This window comes from Flammeovirga sp. SubArs3, assembly GCF_947387565.1.
Taxonomy (GTDB): Bacteria; Bacteroidota; Bacteroidia; order Cytophagales; family Flammeovirgaceae; genus Flammeovirga; species Flammeovirga agarivorans.
In genome coordinates this window covers 1-19981 of record NZ_CANDOA010000008.1, presented here as the reverse complement: position 1 = coordinate 19981, position 19981 = coordinate 1, and the positions used below count along the sequence as shown (strand labels likewise).

The 19981-nt window shown below is 34.0% G+C and carries 9 protein-coding genes; 6 read left to right on the top strand and 3 right to left on the bottom strand.

The genetic code is table 11. The features are described from left to right. Positions 1-5: 5 nt before the first annotated feature. From QL232_RS20470 to QL232_RS20450, 5 genes are all read left to right on the top strand, one after another. Complete coding sequence (locus QL232_RS20470) at positions 6-1658, top strand: RagB/SusD family nutrient uptake outer membrane protein (RefSeq protein ID WP_281615575.1); 1653 nt, start codon at positions 6-8, stop codon at positions 1656-1658. A gap of 33 nt (positions 1659-1691) precedes the next feature. Next, positions 1692-3671: a SusF/SusE family outer membrane protein gene (locus tag QL232_RS20465; RefSeq protein WP_168884826.1), complete on the top strand. Its 1980-nt coding sequence runs from the start codon at positions 1692-1694 to the stop codon at positions 3669-3671. A gap of 200 nt (positions 3672-3871) precedes the next feature. Next, positions 3872-7333 (top strand): alpha-amylase family glycosyl hydrolase, encoded by a 3462-nt coding sequence (locus QL232_RS20460; protein WP_281615574.1) that lies wholly within the window; start codon positions 3872-3874, stop codon positions 7331-7333. A gap of 255 nt (positions 7334-7588) precedes the next feature. Then, positions 7589-8443: a SusF/SusE family outer membrane protein gene (locus tag QL232_RS20455; RefSeq protein ID WP_281615573.1), complete on the top strand. Its 855-nt coding sequence runs from the start codon at positions 7589-7591 to the stop codon at positions 8441-8443. Positions 8444-8564: 121 nt separating this feature from the next. Then, entirely contained in the window at positions 8565-10397 is a 1833-nt protein-coding gene (locus tag QL232_RS20450; protein ID WP_281615572.1) for a glycoside hydrolase family 13 protein, read from the top strand. Positions 10398-10439: 42 nt separating this feature from the next. Here the strand turns inward: QL232_RS20450 and rfaD are convergent, their stop codons facing one another. Both rfaD and QL232_RS20440 read right to left on the bottom strand, forming a co-directional pair. After that, entirely contained in the window at positions 10440-11411 is a 972-nt protein-coding gene (gene rfaD, locus QL232_RS20445) for an ADP-glyceromanno-heptose 6-epimerase (RefSeq protein ID WP_281615571.1), read from the bottom strand. Between the two features lie 90 nt (positions 11412-11501). Then, positions 11502-13472: an OmpA family protein gene (locus tag QL232_RS20440; protein WP_281615570.1), complete on the bottom strand. Its 1971-nt coding sequence runs from the start codon at positions 13470-13472 to the stop codon at positions 11502-11504. A gap of 249 nt (positions 13473-13721) precedes the next feature. Between QL232_RS20440 and QL232_RS20435 the strand changes: the two genes are divergently transcribed. Beyond that, positions 13722-13868 carry a hypothetical protein gene (locus tag QL232_RS20435; RefSeq protein ID WP_281615569.1) on the top strand — a complete coding sequence of 49 codons (147 nt, stop codon included), beginning with the start codon at positions 13722-13724 and terminating at the stop codon, positions 13866-13868. Positions 13869-13906: 38 nt separating this feature from the next. Here the strand turns inward: QL232_RS20435 and QL232_RS20430 are convergent. Further along, positions 13907-19981: T9SS type A sorting domain-containing protein (locus QL232_RS20430; protein ID WP_281615568.1), on the bottom strand; the 6075-nt coding region annotated here is incomplete at its 5' end.

The window sequence follows — 19981 nt, the reverse complement described above, 5'->3', positions numbered from 1 at the left end:
CAAAAATGAAAGTTAAAAATATATTTAATAAAGTATTAGTCGGCTCTGTATTGGTAGCTTCTGCATTTACTACTTCTTGTGTAAATGACCTAGATACTACACCAATCGATGATCGTATCGAAGTAAGTGATAACGTTTATAAAGATGCTGACAACTATATCAAAGTATTAGGTAAAGTTTATGGTAACTTAGCTTTATCTGGTCAAAAAGGTCCTGCTGGCGATGGTGATATTCAAGGTATTGATGAAGGACACGGTCAATACCTAAGAGGTTTATTCTATGCTACTGAATATCCTACTGATGAAGCAAACAACTGTTGGCAAAATGAGTATGACTTATCATTTGGTTATACTACATTAAGCTATGCTGCTTCAAATACGTATGTATCAGCATTGTACAGTAGAATTTTCTTAGGAATTTCTTATGCTAATGAATTCTTAAGAGAAACTACAGATGAAAAGTTATCAGCAAGAGGTTTATCTGCTGATGCTGCATTTGTTAGCCAAGTAAAACAATACAGAGCTGAAGCAAGATTCTTAAGAGCTTTATCTTACTGGCATGCGATTGATTTATTTGGTAACATTCCATTTGTTACTGAAGCAGACCCTGTAGGTAGCTTTAACCCTCCACAAAAGAAGAAAGCTGAAGTATTCCAATTCATCGTTGATGAATTATTGGAAGTGACTGATGGTTCTGGTGATGAGAAGTTATTAGAACAAGCTCCTTATGGTACAGCTGGTAAGTACGCTGGATATATGTTATTGTCAAAGTTATACTTAAACAAAAATGTATATACTTTTGACTATGATAACTCTTCAACTATTCCTGATAGATACCCATCAGGTACTGCTGCAGATTATACTGAAGCTGCAAAGTATGCAAAATTAGTTATTGATAATGGAGGGTACTCTTTAAACGCAGATTACACTGCTAACTTTAGAGCAGATAACCATTTATCTGACGAGATTATTTTCTCAATTCCATGTGATGGTAGAAGTACTCAATCTTGGGGTGCTATGACGTTTATCTTATCAGGTTCTCTTTGGACTGACTGGTCTGGTTTAGAGACTAATTACGGTACATCAGGTGCATGGGGTGGTCATAGAACTACTGAAGAATTTGCATCTAAATTCGCTGCAACAGATTCAAGAGCTCTTTTCAACAGAGAGTTAATGCGTCCTGAGAATGACGATATCTTTGATTTCAAGAGTGGTGTAGGTATTGTTAAATATAAGAACCTTACTACTGATGGTACGATTGGTTCAGATAAATCTTTCCCAGATATTGACTTCCCAATGTTTAGATTATCTGATGCAATGTTAATGTATGCTGAAGCAGTAAAAAGAGGAGGTACTGGTGACCTTACAGTTGCAACTGGTTATATTAACGACATCCGTCAAAGATCAGGACAAGGAGATATTGGTGCTAACTGGGCTATCGAAGATGTAATCGACGAAAGAGCTAGAGAATTATATTGGGAGTGCCATAGACGTACAGACTTAATCAGATTTGGTCTTTTAACTTCATCTGAATATGTATGGCCTTATAAAGGAAATAGTGAGACAGGTACAAGTGTACGTTCTTACAAAAACTTATTCCCAATTCCTGCTGACGAGATTGGTGCAAACCCAACTTTAGAGCAAAACCCTGGTTATTAAGAAATTCATCAATTTCTAATTTGTTATAGAAAAATGAGAAAAATATTTTTATATATATCTTTATTAACTATCGCATTTAGTTGTAAAGATTTGAGAGAACCAGTATTAGGAGATTCGTCTACTTTTACCTCTCCAGTTATTACAGATGGTCCAACTGAAGGTGCACAGTATCTTTTAGTTGAAGATTCAGCAGCAAACGTATTTGCTAACTATGTATGGACTCCAGCAAAATTTGGTATTACTACAGAAGTTAAATATAACATCTTAGTAAAAGCAACTGATGCAGATGGTGAAGAAGTGATTGCAACAATCACTAAAAGTGACACTACAGGAGCTCCAAAAGTAGAAGAGCTAAATGGAGCGATGGCTTCATTAGGTTTAACTCCAGAAGTGGAGCATGATGTTGAAACTTGGATTTCAGCATATATGTCAGATAATAACTCTACAGAGAGTGCTTATACAACTGTTTCTGAGAAAATTGCTTTTAAAGCAACTCCATATTACCAACCAGTTATTACTGGTAACAAATTAGGTGTTCCTGGTGACCACCAAGATTGGAACCCTGATAACGAAAAGACTGTAGTGGTTGAAGTTGAGGCTAACTCAGGTACTTACATTGCCTACCTTAACTTGAATAATAACTTCAAATTTGCAACTGGTCCAGGTTGGGATGGTACAAACTATGGTTTGAAAACTGCTGCTGCTGATAAATTATCAGGAGAATTAGATACTGAGCCAACGGCAGGTAACATCGAAACTCCAGCTGCAGGCGACTACTATGTATCAATGAGCTCTACAGGGTTGACATATTCAATTACTCCAATGACTTGGATGGTTGTTGATGGAGACGGTAATGAAGTTGCAACTTTAGGTTATGTTAAATCTAAGGTAAGATGGGAAGCTGCTGTTACAATGGATCCTGCTAAACAATATTTCTTTAAAGGTAATGACGATCACTTCTTTGGTGCAGGTGAAGGTAACTTACTTGAGTTTAAAGGATCTACTGGTATGACTGGTGACGGTTCAGTAAAAATGATTATGACATTGATCAACCCAGCTGAACCTGTATATTCAATCTTAGGTAAAGAGCCTATCACAACTCCAGTGATCTCAAGCCCTGGTACTGGCGATTCATTTACTTTAAGTGCTGATGATTTCAATGCACCAGCTACAACAGTTACTTGGTCTGCTTCTGTAAGAGGTACTGAAACTCCAATTAACTATAGAGTTCAAGTTGGTGACAATGTTCTTGCTCAAGTAGGAGGTACTGACTTAGAAGCAGTATTAAAAACTTCAGACTTAAACAAAGGTGCATTAGCTTCAGGAGGTACTCCTGGTACTGCTGGTGATGTGAATATTAAAGTAGTAGCTGTATTTGGTGATGGTGATACTGGAGCTTCTGATGAAGTGACACTTTCTGTAAATCCATTCCAAATCTGGTCAATCATCGGTTCTGCTACTCCTGGAGGATGGGATGCTGATACAGAAATGACATTAGTTTCTGGTTCAGAATACAAAATCCAAGTGAAACTAGTTTCAGGTGAGATCAAGTTTAGACCAAACTATGATTGGGCTGGTAACTACGGTGGATCAGGTGGTAACCTTGTATTAGATGGGTCAAACATTCCTGTTTCAGAGGATGGTTGGTATGAAATCATTGCAGACTTCAGTGCTTTAACTTACTCAGTAGTTAAGATGACTTTACCAAATGATCAATATTGGGGTATCATTGGATCAGCAACTCCAAACGGATGGGATCCAGATACTGATATGGTATATGACTCTGGTGCTGGAACTTGGACTTACACTGGCTACTTAGCACAAGGTGAATACAAGTTTAGAGCGGATGATTCGTGGGATTACCAAATGGGTAAATCTGACAGTGATGATGATGTATTAGTTGGTGGTAGTAACCAAGCAAGTATCACAATTGATACACCTGGTAATTATACAATTACTTGTACATTTGATTCTAATACTGATAGTGGTACACACTCAAGAGTATCAAATTAAGAAGAATCTTAATAAATAATATTAAAGCCTTTTCTGGAGAAATCTGGAAAAGGCTTTTTTGTTAATGAAAATTCAACCGGTTGCGCAATGGATTGCAATTAAATCGCTTAAAATCAGCTATTTAATAATTTTGTTTTCTGTAGTGTACTTTGTACTTTTAAAGGAATATGAAAATGAAAACCCCGTCTTTTTTTAAATTTATGAAGAAACTTCTACTACAAACATTTGGCTTCGTTGTAAGCTTCTTGTTGATCTGTAGTTCTACTTTTGCACAAAAAGTGACTTTAGATCCAAGCACAGCAGATGTACTGACTGAAAATGTAACTGTAACTTTTGATGTTTCAGGTACTGATGTTGCCGGCATTTCTGATCTTTATCTTTGGGGATGGAGTGAAGATGTTGGAGATTTCTTAACAAACGGTGAATGGGCCGCATCTGATGAGTCTGCTAAACTAACAAAGCAATCAGATAATATTTTTACTTACTCTTTTCCTGTTACAAAAGGATCATCGACTTATAACAATTTTGCAGAGCTATTAAACAGTGCATCAGCTCCAACTGCTATTGATGCCATTGGCTGCTTAATCAAAACAAAAGATGGAGGAAGTAAGACAGGAGACCTTGTTATCCCAATTAAAAAGCTTGGTGTATCTGTTGAAATTACTTCTCCTAAAGCAAGTGACGTATTTTTGTCAGGTGATAAAGTTATCATCAATATTTCATCACCCACAAGCACAGCTTTAAAAATTAAAGTAAATGGAGTTGAGAAAATCTCAAAAACAGGAACCTCATTATCTTATACAATTTCATCAGCGGCTGCAGGTGAATTGACAATCGAAGCCTCTGCATCTTCTGATGGGCTTGTGGATACAAAAGAATTAGAGTTCTATGTAGGTTCTACACCAACAGTTCAAGATAGACCAGACTATGCAACTAATTTAGGTGTAAATAAGAGTGGTTCTGAAGTGACTTTGGTACTTCAAGATCCAGCAAAACTTAAGAAGTTTGTAAACGTAATTGGTAGCTTTAACAATTGGGAAGATAAAACAGCTTACCCAATGAAAGTAGAAAAAGGTGATGAGAATTACTGGTGGTATACATTTACAGATCTTGATCCAGATACTGAGTACATTTATCAATATTTTATCGACGGTACAATTATTATTGCCGATCCATATACTGAAAAAGTTTCAGATCCAGATGATAAATACATTGATGATAATAGATACCCCGGTCTAATTGATTACCCAACAGGCAAGACATCATTTAGAGCATCTACATTTATCATCAATGAAGAAGAATATGTTTGGAAAACAACAAACTTTACTCCAGTGGCAATCGAAGATGCTGTAGTATATGAGTTGTTATTTAGAGATTTTACTGCGGAAGCTACTTATGAATCAGCAATTGCTGAATTAGATTATATAAAATCGTTAGGTGCAAATACAATTCACTTAATGCCTGTAAATGAATTTGAAGGCAATTCTTCTTGGGGATATAACCCTAACTTTTATTTTGCTCCAGATAAATATTATGGACCAAAAAATAAATTAAAGGAATTTATTGATGAAGCACATTCAAGAGGTATCAGTGTAATTATTGATTTGGTATTAAACCACTCTTTCCATTCATCACCAATGGTTAGAATGTACAATAAAGAAGGTGACTATGCTGACCCAAGTGCAGAGAACCCTTGGTTTAATGAGAAATCAAACTTTACGAACCCAGGTTTACAATGGGGTGCAGATTTTGATCATGAAAGTGACTATACTAAAGCACTTGTTGATAGTGTAAATGCTCACTGGATGCAATATTATAAGGTAGATGGTTACCGTTTTGACTTTACCAAAGGATTCGGTAATAACGTAAAGACAGGTGACGATGAGTGGGGTAGTAACTACGATCAAGACAGAATTGATCTATTATTACGTATGAACACTGAAATCAAAAAGAGAAACCCTAACGCTCTTGTGGTTTTCGAACACCTTGCCGATAACGAAGAAGAAAAAGTACTAGTTGCTGAAGATATCTCTATGTGGGGTAATATGAACCATGATTTTAGAGACGTAGTTAAAGGTGGAAATAAAGATTTAAATTGGCAATCTCCTGCATCAAGAGGCATGCCTATTCATGGTGTTATGTCATATATGGAATCACATGATGAGGAAAGACTTATCTATGATTCTGAAAATTATGGTACTGTATCCCAGGTTTATGACTTAACTGAATTAGAAAATGGTATTGATAGAGCAAAATTAGCTTCTGCTTTCTTCTTTATGGTACCTGGCCCTAAGTTAATCTGGCAATTTGGTGAATTAGGATATAATGTATCTATTAATCAATATGAGTATGAAGGTGAGGTAAGTGATAGTCATAGAACATCTGAGAAGCCTTTAATCTCTGAATTTGATACTAAGAATGATGCTATTCGTAAAGAACTATATTATGTATATGCAGCATTGCTTAAACTAAGACATGACTATGATTTATCATCACTTGAAGGTGATAATGTAAGTTTATCTTTATCTGGCGATCTTAAAACAATCTCCTTGAAAGGCGTTACTTCAGGTTTAACGGTTAAAGTTGTAGGTAACTTCTCATTAGGTGAAGAGTCTTATACTTACGATTACTCAGGAGACGGAAGTAACTGGTATAGCTACTTTAACAATGGAGAGCAAGTAGATGCTAAAGGAACTTTTGTTTTGAAGCCATCAGAATTTAAGGTATTAACTTCTAGAGCTGTAGAAGTGCCTGCAGATGGCCTTGTAAAAGGATTTAGCCGTATTATTGAAGTAAACCCTTACGGTTTTAAAGAAGACGAAGAAATCGAAGTGATCTTTGATCCAAGCGGTAGTGATAAAAGCTTTGGTGCGACTATCACATTAGAAGCAGGTGTTGTATTAGATAGTCATGGTAGTGGTAATATTTCTAATAAGAAAACAACTACAATGACAAAAGAAGGAGATAAATATGTAGCATCTTTTACTCCTGTAGAATTCTTTGGTTTATCATCTTCAGATGTTCCTTATCAATTAGCTTTAACTGTTAAGGATAATAACAACACTTCTGAAGGACCGTTTTACCTTGATTTCGAAGATAATAATAGAACACTATACATTGTAGGTGATGTTTTGGGAATCGGATGGGAGCCTAGTCAGGCGATTGAAATGACTTCCGATGGAAATGGTGGATTCATATACGAAGGTGCTGCCTTAACTAAAGGGGAACTTATTAAATTCATTGATGACAAAAGCTGGAATGGTGGTCAATGGGGGTACGCCTCTGAGGGAAAGTTAAAGGAGTCTTCTTATGGAGACAATATTGAAGTGACTAAAACAGGAACGGCAACGATCAGAGCAAATGTTAATGCATTAACTTATAGCATTGAGTTTGAAGTAACCTCTGTTGAAGATGAATTAAGTAAATCTGTTGTTGCATTTCCAAATCCTACAACTTCAATAGCTACAGTAAGAGGAGAAGCAATTAACGGAGAAGTAGAATTCCAAATTAGAGATAATGCAGGTCGAGTCCTTTTAAAAGGTGCTCAAATTGTGAATAATAATGAGTTGAATTTTGATCTTTCATATTATTCAAAAGGAATGTATTATATCGAGATATTTACTTCAAAAGGTAGAATAGTGAAGAAATTAATGAGAGTATAATTCTTATTAATATGTATATAAAATCCCAGTAGTATATTGATATATTACTGGGATTTTTTTATTTATTCTATGCAACCGGTTGAAATGAATTTATTCGTATAACACTGTTAATCAGTTGATTTTACGCTTGTTTAACATGTGTTATTTATATATATTTACATATAAAGGTGATAGCAATTGCTATATATTTTCACTTTTTTGTGCGCACTAACGTTTATTATTTACTACTTTTTATTTATACAATTTAATATGAAAATGAAAAAGCTAAACTTTTTTTCGGCTGTACTACTATGCTCAATTCTTTCTATTTTTTCATCTTGTTCAGAAGATAAAGTCGAAGATGTTTTAGAGAGTTTATTACCTGAAACACCTGAATTGAATGCACCTTCAACTACACTTGCAGAACTTGTTGCAGGTGAAGAAGATAATGTATTTGAGACGTATACTTGGACAGCAGCTAAATATGGAGATCTTGATGCATCGAGCTATAAGCTAACTTTGTACTACAATGATGATTATACTGTATTAAAGGAAACTTCTGAATTATCTGCTGCTGTAACAGTTGGAGAAATGGATGCTGCTATCAAAGAAATGAGAAGTGAGCCAGGAGCTACTGCATTACAAATTTCAGTAATTAGTACTTTTGAAGGTGGTATTGAGACGGAATCTGATAAATATGATATCATGGTAACTCCAATTTATGTTGAAGAAGAACCAGTTGATGAGGAACCAGCGGATGAAGAGCCGGCAGACGAAGAGCCAGCTGATGAGGAGCCAGTAGATGAAGAACCTGCAGATAGAACTCCACATGAAAATGATGGTATTTGGGGACTTATTGGTTCTGCAACACCAGATGGTTGGGATGCTGACCAAGATTTACTGTATGATGCAGAGGGTGAAAATTACTTTATTACTTTAGATCTTGTTGTAGGTGATATTAAGTTTAGAAAAGATGATGCTTGGGATGTAAACTTAGGTGGTACAGAGGAAAGTCTAGTACATAATGGAGATAACATTGCTGTAGCTGAAGCAGGAAATTATACTATTACTTTAACTGTAGATGAATCAGGTGATTCAGCTGTAGGTACTTTTACTATTGTGAAAAACTAATTTTTGATAAATTAATAAATAGAAAGCTCATGGAAACATGGGCTTTTTTTATTTCTAATTTGATGCTCAAGTACATGGATTAACATAATTATTCTAGTGATTATTTTCTATATTCAATATTATGTCAACTCCATGTAATGCAATAGAAAAGATAGAACCACCTTTTTGGTGGAAAGGGATGAAGAATTCATCTCTTCAAATCATGATATATGGGAGAAATATAGCAAACACAACTCCTTCTATTGCAGAAAGTAACGTTCTGTTATCTAAAATTGAAAAACTAGATAACCCCAATTACTTGTTGCTGTATTTAGATTTAAGTCATCATCGTTTACCTGATACCTTTCGTATTTCTTTTAGTAAAAATGGGAAACAAGTTGACCAGATAGAATATCATCTTAAAGATAGGCAAGAGGAGCAGTGCAAAAATGTGGGATTCAATACATCTGATGTAGTTTATTTGATTATGCCAGACCGTTTCTCTAATGGAGATCCATCTATAGACAATGTAGATGGGATGAAAGAAAAAGTAAACCGAAATGCACCATTTGGAAGGCATGGAGGGGACTTAAAAGGTATAATAAATCATCTCGATTACTTTGTGGACTTAGGAGTAACTGCACTATGGCTAAATCCCATTCAAGAGAATAATGCTCAGAAATATTCATATCATGGATATGGTATCACTGATTTTTATAAAGTAGAGCCTAGGCTAGGTACAAATCAAGGATATAAAAGTTTTGTAAGCTTATGTCACCAATTGGGTCTGAAGGTAATCATGGATTTGGTCTTCAATCATATTGGTATTGATCATTGGTGGATGTCTGATTTGCCTTCCTCAGACTGGTTAAATCACCAGTATTATTGGGACGAAGGACAAAAGGATAGTTCATTTTTTGGAACTAATTATCAAGTTACAAAACAACATGATCCTTATACTTCTGAAGAAGATTTTAAGGCCAATGTTGAAGGTTGGTTTACAAAAGATATGCCTGATCTTAATCAAAATAATCCATTTTTAGCAGATTATTTAATTCAAAATTCAATATGGTGGATTGAATTTTCAGGCATAAATGGTATTAGAATGGATACTTTCGGTTATGCCTTCAAAGCGTTTACTAGCACTTGGACAAAAGCAATACTTGAAGAATATCCTAATTTTAATATTGTGGGGGAAGTTTTGGTACGAGAAACTCCAGTTGTTGCTTATTTTGCAGGAGGAGCCAAGAACTTTGATGGATATGATTCTTCTTTGCCTTCTGTGACTGATATGCCATTAACTTTTATGGCAAATGAATCCTTTGCAAAAGGGGATTCAAAATCAGAATGGGATACTCCGATGCGACGGTTGGCAAATCACCTGGCACAAGACCATCTTTTTAAAAACCCTTATAACTTAATGACATGTTTGGATAATCATGATGTGAATAGGGTCATGTCAAATTTAAAAGATCCGAAACGAGTTCAATTGGCTTTGACGTTTCTTTTAACCACAAGAGGAATCCCACAGATTTATTATGGAACTGAACTGTTATTTGAGGGGTTGGAATCAGATCATTCCTCCTTACGTTTGGATTTTCCAGGTGGATGGGAGGGTGACAAACGTTCAGCCTTTACAAAAGAAGGAAGGACAAAATCTGAAGAGGAAATGTTCAGTTATATAAAAAGGATTTTACACTGGAGGAAAACATGTCAGGTTATTCATAATGGTAGACTAGTACATTTTATTCCTGAAAACGATGTATATGTGTACTTCCGAGCTTTTAATGATGATACAGTGATGGTTTTATTAAATAATAATGAGACAAAGAGTATAACTGTATCTACAGCTAATTTTAATAGTATGATAAAAGGGGCTAAGAAGGGCTATGAGGTGATAAGTGATCGAAATATTGACGATTTATCTATATTGACAATACAACCTAAAACAGGAATGATTATCGAATTGAAATAAAAAAGCCTGGTACTCATCTTTAAAAGTACCAGGCTTCATCTTTTAATATCTTTTTGTAGACATTAAATAATTCTTGACATAATCTTCGACACCATCTTCTAAAGAAGTGAATGGCTTATCGTAACCAATTTTACGAATCTTTTCCATTGTGGCTTCAGTAAAATATTGGTATTTATCGCGGATATCTTCCGGTGTAGGAATGTAAGAGATATTTTCTTCTATTCCCATAGCTTTAAATGTAGCTTTTGTTAGATCTAGGAAAGTACGAGCTTCTCCTGTTCCAACATTATAGATACCTGAATGCTCAGATTTTCTATCATGCATTAAGAACATCATCATTTCAACGACATCTTTTACATAAACGAAATCTCTTTGTTGTTCTCCGTCCTTATATTCAGGATTATGAGATTTGAATAACTTCATTGCATTTGTCTTTCTAATTTGATTAAATGCATGGAAAACAACAGAAGCCATTCTTTCTTTATGAAATTCGTTTGGACCATATACATTGAAAAATTTCAATCCAGCCCAGAACATTGGTTTTCTTTCTTGTTGTAGTGCCCAAATATCAAAATCATTTTTTGATTCGCCATAAGGGTTCAAAGGCTTAAGGTTTGGAATGATTTCTTCACTATCTTCATAGCCAAGTTCACCTAAACCGTAAGTAGCAGCAGAAGATGCATAAACTAATGGAATAGCGTATTTAATAGTTGCTTCCCACATTTTCTTAGTATACTCAGTATTTAAATGAGCTAAGATATCTCTATTAAATTCCGCTGTACTAGTTCTTGCACCTAAGTGAAAGATAAATTCTACTTCCAAATGGTTTTTATCCAACCATTCAAAGAATTCTTCTCTTTCAACTTTTTCTAATATTGTTTTATCTTCAAGGTTTTTATTCTTCTCTGGGAATGAAAAATCATCAACAGCGATAATATGATTGAAATTATCTTGATTTAATCTAGAAATCATGCAGCTACCAATAAATCCGGCAGCACCTGTTACTACAATCATGATGTATATTTTTATTTTGCTATAAAGTGATTGAAAACAATTGTTTTGCTTTCAACGCGAAGATACCAAAAAAGGATAAAGTTTCTTATATCAATTCGTTTTAATGATTTTGAATTCTGTTCTTCTATTTTGTGCTTTCCCTTCTTCGGTCGAATTATCAGCAATAGGCATGCTGTCTCCAAAGCCTTTTGAAGTTAATCGGTTGGCTTGAATACCATTTTGTTCTAGATACCTTAAGATAGCAGAAGCCCTATCATTTGAGAGTTGAATGTTACCATTATCTGTTCCGGTATTATCGGTGTGACCTTCGATTTGAATATTGATAGAAGGGTTAAGTTGCAGGAAGTTCAATAAAGCATTTAATTCTGAAAAAGAATTCTCTTTAATGACACTCGAATTTGTATCGAAGAAAATATTTTCAAGTTCAACCTTTTGATCCATTTTAATACTTTCAAGTTCAATGACCCTTAGTGCTGAATCTTCAGTAATGATGAAATTTCTAGAAAAGAATTTGTACCCTTTTTTGATAAGATTACCTCCCAAACTTACATTTTTTGGGAGATCAACAAGTTGCACAATACCTCTTTGATCTGAGATTTTATTCCTTAATAAGCTGTTATTTTCTGAATTATATAATTGTAATTGAACTCCGGAAAGTGGCATTTTGGTATCAATATCAATGATAGTTAATTGAGCATACATCAGTTGATGATCAAAAACGTCATTAAGTTCTTCTGAAACCATTTCTTCCACTTTGGGTGATATTTTATAGATATCATAACCACCTTTACCACCAATTCTATTTGATGAAATATAAACGGTTTCTCCTGTAGTATCGGCTGAATAGAAAACCTCATCAAATGGGCTATTAATTGGAGCTGGTAATGTTTGTGGGGAAGACCAGTTGTTATTCTTTAATACACTATAGAATATATCATACCCACCAATACTCTTTTCTGAGTTGGAAGCAAAAAATAATGTATCGCCATTATTTGAAAAATAGGGAGCAATTTCATCAAATGATGAATTAATAGTAGAAAGTGGTTGTGGTGTTTTCCACTTTTTCCCTTCTCTTGTAGTATAATAAAGGTCGTAATGCTTCTGTTTCTTATCTCGCTTCGCTGAAAAATAAAACCCTTTACCATCTGGAGTGAATGTACCTTCTCCTTGTTGATGAAAGTAAGAGTTAATTGGGTTGGGCATTTTCGTTTTATTATAGGGTAAGGATTCGCCATTAAAATCTTTAAACCTAGAGTAATAGACAACGCCAGTGTTAAAACCATGATAGATAACCATCGTTTTACCACTTTTAGAAATACTACTTACACTACTGTTACCTTCAGGGTTAATAATCGAATTGTCAACAATCTTTACTGAAGCCGAATCATTCTTATCGTAATTATAATAAAAGATATTTTGAAAGTATGATCCATCTACTTTTGATAATACAGAATTTTTTGAAGGTTGGTTTGAAGTGAAAAATATTTGATTCGTATTGGGTAGTAAGAGTGGGTTAAGTTCATTATATCTAGAGTTTAGCTCTTCTAAATTAATAATGTCTACATTTTTATTATCGACTTTTCTATTCTTAGCTTGTTGCAAAAGTACGTTTACCTCCTTTTTCGTAGGAAACGCAATATTATCATATTCATTAATATAACGCTCATATAGTTCGATCGCTTTATCCCAATTCTGATTTTTATGGGCAATATCAGCAGCAATGAAAATACTTCTTAAATTATTTTTATCTAATGATAAACTTGTACATAGATAGATATCAGCACTATCTAATTGTTCTAATAGTGAGAAAGTGATACCAATTTTTTGGTTTAATACAGCATTCCGATCATTAAAATTATTGGCGAGATAATAATACTTTAAAGCACTGTCATATTTATGGTATTGTTGACGATATGCATCGGCAATGTCAATATTCATTAGAGCATTACGTAATTCTTTCTTCTGATCAGGATAATGTGTTTTATCAAATGGGATGTTTTGAGCAAATGATGTGACTGAAAGAATGAGGAATAACAGTGTGCTGAAATAATATTTATGCATTTTTCTAAGTCTAATGCTGAACTAAATTTTAACCTTCAATTTAATAAGATGTGTTGAATAAAACTATTAGAATAATGTTTATCGTCTTATTCATTTATATAATATATGAAAATTATAAAGACTGTAATTGTACTTTTTGAAGAATAAAATAGGGGTATTTAAATAATTTGTTAAAATCTTAAATGTTTTATGTCAATGTCCCGTACATAAATGTATTAACAGTAAAGAATAAACTTTCTAAAATTCAGCATGAAGACATTACTTAAAATATTAGGCCTTCTTTTTCTTATCGGTTTAGTTTCGATGCTCAACGCAATGCAGCATGGAGAAGATGCTAATATAACTGTACAAAAGTCTTCTGTGGTTAAGCCGATTACTTTTCAAAATTCAAAATAAATAAAAAAAGGCTCAGTGTTTAAACTGAGCCTTTTTTGTTATTCGTTGATTAGAATCTTTTTATGATAGACTTCATGATCAGTGGTGCTAATTGTAATAACATAAACACCATTATTTAATCTAGAAGTATTTACTTTCATCTTATCTGTAAGAATATCAGTACTTAATTCAATACGATTACCCGTCAGGTCAAATGCAACTACTTGTTCTACTTGACCAATACCTTCAATTGGTACAAACAGGTACTCATTAGCAGGTTGAGGATAAACATTAAATGGAAGTACCTTTTCGATTAGTTCATCTTCAAGATCCGTAATCTGATCATTATTAATTACGTATTCTGCTGAGAAGATCGAACAACCGCTTTCATTCACTGCTTCAACAGTATAACTACCAAATGTAGTAGGTAAAATTTGTGTGAATGTTTCTTCCATAATTTCACCATCTAAGTACCAGTAATAAGAAAGTGTTGAATCACTTTCAGCAATAGCTAATGAATCATTTACTGCAATAATCTCTGGAGCAATCAATGGAGATGTTTGAACCACCTGAATACTATCTGAGAAAGCAACACAACCATTGCTATTTCTTACTCTTACAGAGTACTTACCTGTTTCATGAATAGTAATGTTAGATGAAGTTAATAGAGGTAGTAACTCGTCTCCTAAATACCAAGAGTAAGAAACATCAGTGTCAGAAGAACCGGCTTCAATAGTAACTACTATATCATCACCAGCACAGAAAAGAGTTTCAGTAGTAGGAGATACCTCCACATTCAATTCACTACCACAGTCAAATCCAATACCTATTTCAGCTACTTTAATACTTAGCTCTTCCCAGTAAGTATGAGTAATGAAACAAGAATAGATACCCACATCACCTTGAGACATATTAGTGAATTCAAGGTCACTAGAAGTAAACTGCTCTTGGATTACACCATCTTTATACCAAGTAAAGATATAATTACTGAAGTCTGATGTAGTTGCAATTGGAAGACTTACGCTGTACTGACCACCTTCAACTAAAGCGATGTTCTCGTAATAGATATCATAATTCTGTGGAGAGTAGCTTACGTAAGAAGAATCCAAACCTTCCAAATCATTATAGAATAAGTAATTATCTGCAATTTCGATATGTAGATTCGAAGGAATAGAAGAGATATCATTTAATAGGTTACTATATAAAATCAATTCTTCTAAGTTGGTTGGTAGACTGTTATTCCATTCTGTGATTTCATTTCTTGAGAAATCAATTTTCTTCAAGTTAGAAATACCTGAGAAGTCCATGTCAATCACCTGAATACCATTACCCGCAAGTGATAAGTGCAGTAAATTTGTATTTGAAGTGAATTCGTTATCAATCTCTGTTATGTTGTTATCATCCGCAATAAAGAATAATAAATCATTCAGACTAGAAATATTCGGTATGCTAGTGAAAGAGTTACCACTTAACCAAATAGTTCTTAAAGCAGATAAATTATTTAAACTAGAGATATCTTCATCACCTAAATTATTATTTGATAAATCTAAGTAATCTAATGAAGTTAGACTCCACAATTCTTGTGGTAATGAGACTAACTCATTGTCATATAATTTTAACGTTTTAAGTGATGTAAACTGACCAATAATAGAAGGAAGTGTTGTTAATCCTTCTAATTCATGTAGGTTCAATTCAATAATTGCACCTGTTGATGGTTCATAATCCATTCTAGGCCAGTTGACAATTCTTTCGTTAGGATCAAAATCTACATTGATTTCAGTATATAACTCAAATAATGCTAACGAATCAGCTTCTGAGATTAATGATTTATACTGAAGATTAATATTCGCTACATGGATTTCTAAACCATCCCATGATGTAGGTGATGTTACTTTTAATTGATATTGACCTTCTTTAGATGAATCAAAGTTTTCAACTTCAAGTAAAGTACCATTTTCACCATAAACTTCATCCTCAAAATACCATTGGTAATTTAATTCACCTTCATAATCCGTAACTGCCATTTCATCATTAGAAAGAGCAGAATATTGGATTACTTCATAAGAAGCTTCTTGTTGTACGTAGTTTTGAGGAGAGTAAGTCACCTCGTAATCTACAGTATAAAGAATATCTAAGTCATCATAGAAGAAGTAGTTGTCACTAAGATCAACACTTTCAATTCTAATAAATTGAGTTAAATCATTTGGTAAACTTTCGATTTCCAATGATGATAAATCTAAGCCAATAACATATCCAGATGAATCAAATGTAGTTTCATTACCTAACCAATCTCTGAAATCTTGAGTGTTATCGTAACTAACTGCTAAAGCATCGATCAATGTTGCAAGGTTGCTCTTATCTCTATCACCTAATTCATGGTTGATGGTATATTCTGCAATTTTATATTCTTGATCACCATGAATGCTAGAAGTAACATACACTGCGTAAACACCTGCTTTATATAACCTCATATCAGTAATTGAAATATCTTTTGATGTTTCAGTTACAATATTCTCATCATCTTTAGTCCAACGGTAATAAACATCTCCATATTCTTGAGAAACAGAAGTAGTAAAGTCATAACTATGTTTAACCGTCTCAGTTGTATTTACAGTATCGAATGTTTGTCCTGAATGATCCAAGCTTGCAATACCTAATCCATTAAGATAATCTAGGTCATCGAAGTATAACTTGTTATTACTTGCGTCTAAAGTTGCTAGATTCATGAAGTTTTCAATACTACTTGGAATCTCATACAAGTTATTGTCGCTTACATTAAGAGCAGTAATATAACCATAGTCATCAACCGAGAAAGTAACACCTTCTACAATCCAATTTCTATACTCATCAGACGAGTTGGATATTGTTTTACCTAAATCAGCAATAAAGTTTTCTAAGTACACAGAGTCTCTATCACCTAATGTATAATTCAGGTTAATTTGATATAAGTAATACTCTTGACTTGGGTGAGTACTTGAAGTTACATACAAATCGTATGAACCGGCATCATCAGGTTGTAGATCAGATACTGAGATATCTTTAGAAGTAAACAGTGTACCTTCTCCTTTTCTCCAGTCATAATCAACATCACTATAGTTCTGAACAATAGCAGAGTTATAGCTATCGCCATGCTTAATAGTTTCATTGATTATTGTTGTTGATTTTATCGATTGGTTCTCATATGTAACATAAGCACCTTCATAACCAGTTAGTTTGTCTAACTCATCAAAGTAAAGGTGGTTGTTGTCTAAACTTAAATATTGAAGGTTTTCAAAAGCAGATAATGTAGTAGGTACAGTCTCTAGACCTTTCTCATACAAATCAATATCTAATACTAAACCATTATCATCAATATCTACAATTACACCATCTGAATTCCAATCTCTGAACGGATCATTTTCTTCAAATGAGATACTAAGTTCAGTGAGTAAATCATGGACTTTTGTTGAGTCTTGATCACCAAGTGCGAAAGTGATATTAATGTCAGCAAACATAATTGCTAAACCATCATAGTTAGAAGAAGAAATGTATAATTGGTAATTACCCGCGTCTTCTCTTGTCATACTTTCGATATCTAAATCAAGAACATTAGAATGTACTGATTCACTAAATACCCATTGATATGTTAGATCAGAGTAAGTAGGTGCTGCTGTTAAAGAAGAAGTATAACCTTCACCACCTTTTACAATTTCTTCTAACTCTTGAATTGGATCAATAGATTGACTTCCATAATAGAAGTTCGTTACCCCCATAGTACCTAGGTAATCCAGATCATCGAAGTACAATTGGTTGCTACTAACATCTAAAGTTTCAAGATTCATTAAGTTCAAAATACTTGAAGGTACAGAAGTTAGATCGTTACCACTTATATCTAATGAAGTGACTTCACCATAAGTGTTCACTACATAGCTTACACCGTCGACTGTCCAGTTTCTGAACTCATCAGAAGGGTTATCGATAGTTTTACCAAGGTCTGTAATTACCTGTTCTAGGTAAACAGAATCTCTATCACCTAATGTGTAAGTAAGGTTAACTTGGTATATGTTGAACTCAAGTCCTGAGTGAGTGGTTGATGTTACATACAAATCATATGTTCCAGCATCAGCCGGTTGGAAATCTGTGAAAGAGATGTCTTTTGTAGAGTAAACTGAAGAACCGCCTTTTTTCCAATCATAATAGATATCAGCATAATCTTGAGTAATAGATGAATTGTAGTTGTCACCATGTTTTACAACTTCGTTGATCACAGTTGGAGTAACACTTTGTCCATCATAAGTCAAATTGATGTCACCACTGAAGCCAAGTAATACATCTAATTCATCAAAGTAGATATTGTTGTCATCAAGGCTTAAGTTCTGTAAATCTTCAAATGCTGATAATGATGAAGGAACTTGAGTTAAGGTCAGATTACTTAAGTTAATATCACCTACGGCACCATTGTCATCAATATTGTCGATAATACCTCCTGTTAACCAATCTCTGAAAGGATCATTTTCTTCAAATGAAACTCCAAGTTCAGTCAATAAATCATGAACTTTAGTCGAGTCTCGGTCTCCTAATGCAAATGTAATATCGATGTCAGCATATTTAATTTCTAGTCCATCGTGGTTAGATGACGAGATAAATAATTGGTAGTTACCTTCATCTTCTCTTGTCATACTTTCTATATCCAAATCAAGAACATTTGAATATCCAGACTCATTAAACACCCACTGATAAGTAATATCCGAGTAAGTAGGGACATCAGTTAATGAAGATGTATACCCTTCACCACCTTTAACAGTAGCATCAAGTTCTTGAATAGGATCGATACTTTGACCGTCATAAACAAAACTTGCTACACTCATTGCACTAAGAATATCTAAATCATCGAAGTACAACTGGTTGTTACTAACATCTAATGTAGTAAGATTGGTAAGATTTAGTAAACTTGATGGAGTAGAAGTAAGGTCGTTACCACTAATATCCAATGAAGTGACTTCACCATAAGCGTTCACTACATAGCTCACACCGTCGACTGTCCAATTTCTAAACTCATCAGAAGGATTATCTATCGTTTTACCTAAATCTGCAATTACTTGTTCTAAATAGGCTGAATCTCTATCGCCTAATGTGTAAGTAAGGTTGATTTGATATAAGTTGAATTCAAGTCCTGAGTGTGTCATCGAAGTGACATATAGGTCATATGTACCAGCATTGGCAGGTTGGAAATCAGTAAATGTAATGTCTTTTGTAGAGTAAACAGAAGAACCACCTTTTTTCCAATCGTAGTAGACATCCACGTAATCTTGAGTAATAGATGAACTGTAGTTGTCACCATGTTTTACTACTTCATTGATCACAGAAGGTGTAACACTTTGTCCAGTATACGTTAAATTGATATCCCCACTGTAACTTAGTAAAACATCTAATTCATCAAAGTAGATATTGTTATCCTCAAGATTTAAGTTTTGTAAATTGTCGAAAGCAGCTAAAGTAGAAGGAACTTCTGTTAAACCTTTTCCATATAAATCGATATCAGTTACATAACCATTGTTATCAATTCCTGTGATAATTCCATCGTTATTCCATGTTCTGAATGGATCATCTTCGTTGAAGGAAATTCCCAATTCAGTTAGTAAATCATGAACCTTAGTTGAATCTAGATTACCATTAGAGAAGATGATATCAATATCAGCAAATTTAATCTCTAATCCATCATAGTTGGTAGATGAAATAAATAACTGATAGTTACCAACGTCTTCAGTTGTCATTGTTTCGATATCTAAGTCCAGTACATTCGAGTACCCAGATTCATTAAATACCCATTGGTATGATATGTCTGAATATGTTGGAGCGTCAGTTAATGAAGAAGTATAGCCTTCACCGCCTTTAACAGTTTCATCTAACTCTTGGATTGGATCGATTGTTTGTCCACTGTAAATAAAACTAGCAACACCCATTGCATTTAGAACATCTAAATCGTCAAAATACAATTGGTTATCACTTACATCTAAAGTGCCTAAGTTGATAAGATTTAGTAAACTTGATGGAGTAGAAGTAAGGTCATTACCACTAATGTCTAATGAAGTTACTTCACCATAATCATTTACTACATAGCTTACCCCGTCGATAGTCCAGTTTCTGAATTCATC

Bases quoted from the DNA above. Each gene is read 5' to 3' on its own strand.
- QL232_RS20470 (WP_281615575.1), top strand. From the start codon at position 6: ATGAAAGTTAAAAATATATTTAATAAAGTATTAGTCGGCTCTGTATTG.
- QL232_RS20435 (WP_281615569.1), top strand. From the start codon at position 13,722: ATGAAGACATTACTTAAAATATTAGGCCTTCTTTTTCTTATCGGTTTA.
- rfaD (WP_281615571.1), bottom strand. From the start codon at position 11,411: ATGATTGTAGTAACAGGTGCTGCCGGATTTATTGGTAGCTGCATGATT.
- QL232_RS20450 (WP_281615572.1), top strand. From the start codon at position 8,565: ATGTCAACTCCATGTAATGCAATAGAAAAGATAGAACCACCTTTTTGG.
- QL232_RS20460 (WP_281615574.1), top strand. From the start codon at position 3,872: ATGAAGAAACTTCTACTACAAACATTTGGCTTCGTTGTAAGCTTCTTG.
- QL232_RS20455 (WP_281615573.1), top strand. From the start codon at position 7,589: ATGAAAAAGCTAAACTTTTTTTCGGCTGTACTACTATGCTCAATTCTT.
- QL232_RS20440 (WP_281615570.1), bottom strand. From the start codon at position 13,472: ATGCATAAATATTATTTCAGCACACTGTTATTCCTCATTCTTTCAGTC.
- QL232_RS20465 (WP_168884826.1), top strand. From the start codon at position 1,692: ATGAGAAAAATATTTTTATATATATCTTTATTAACTATCGCATTTAGT.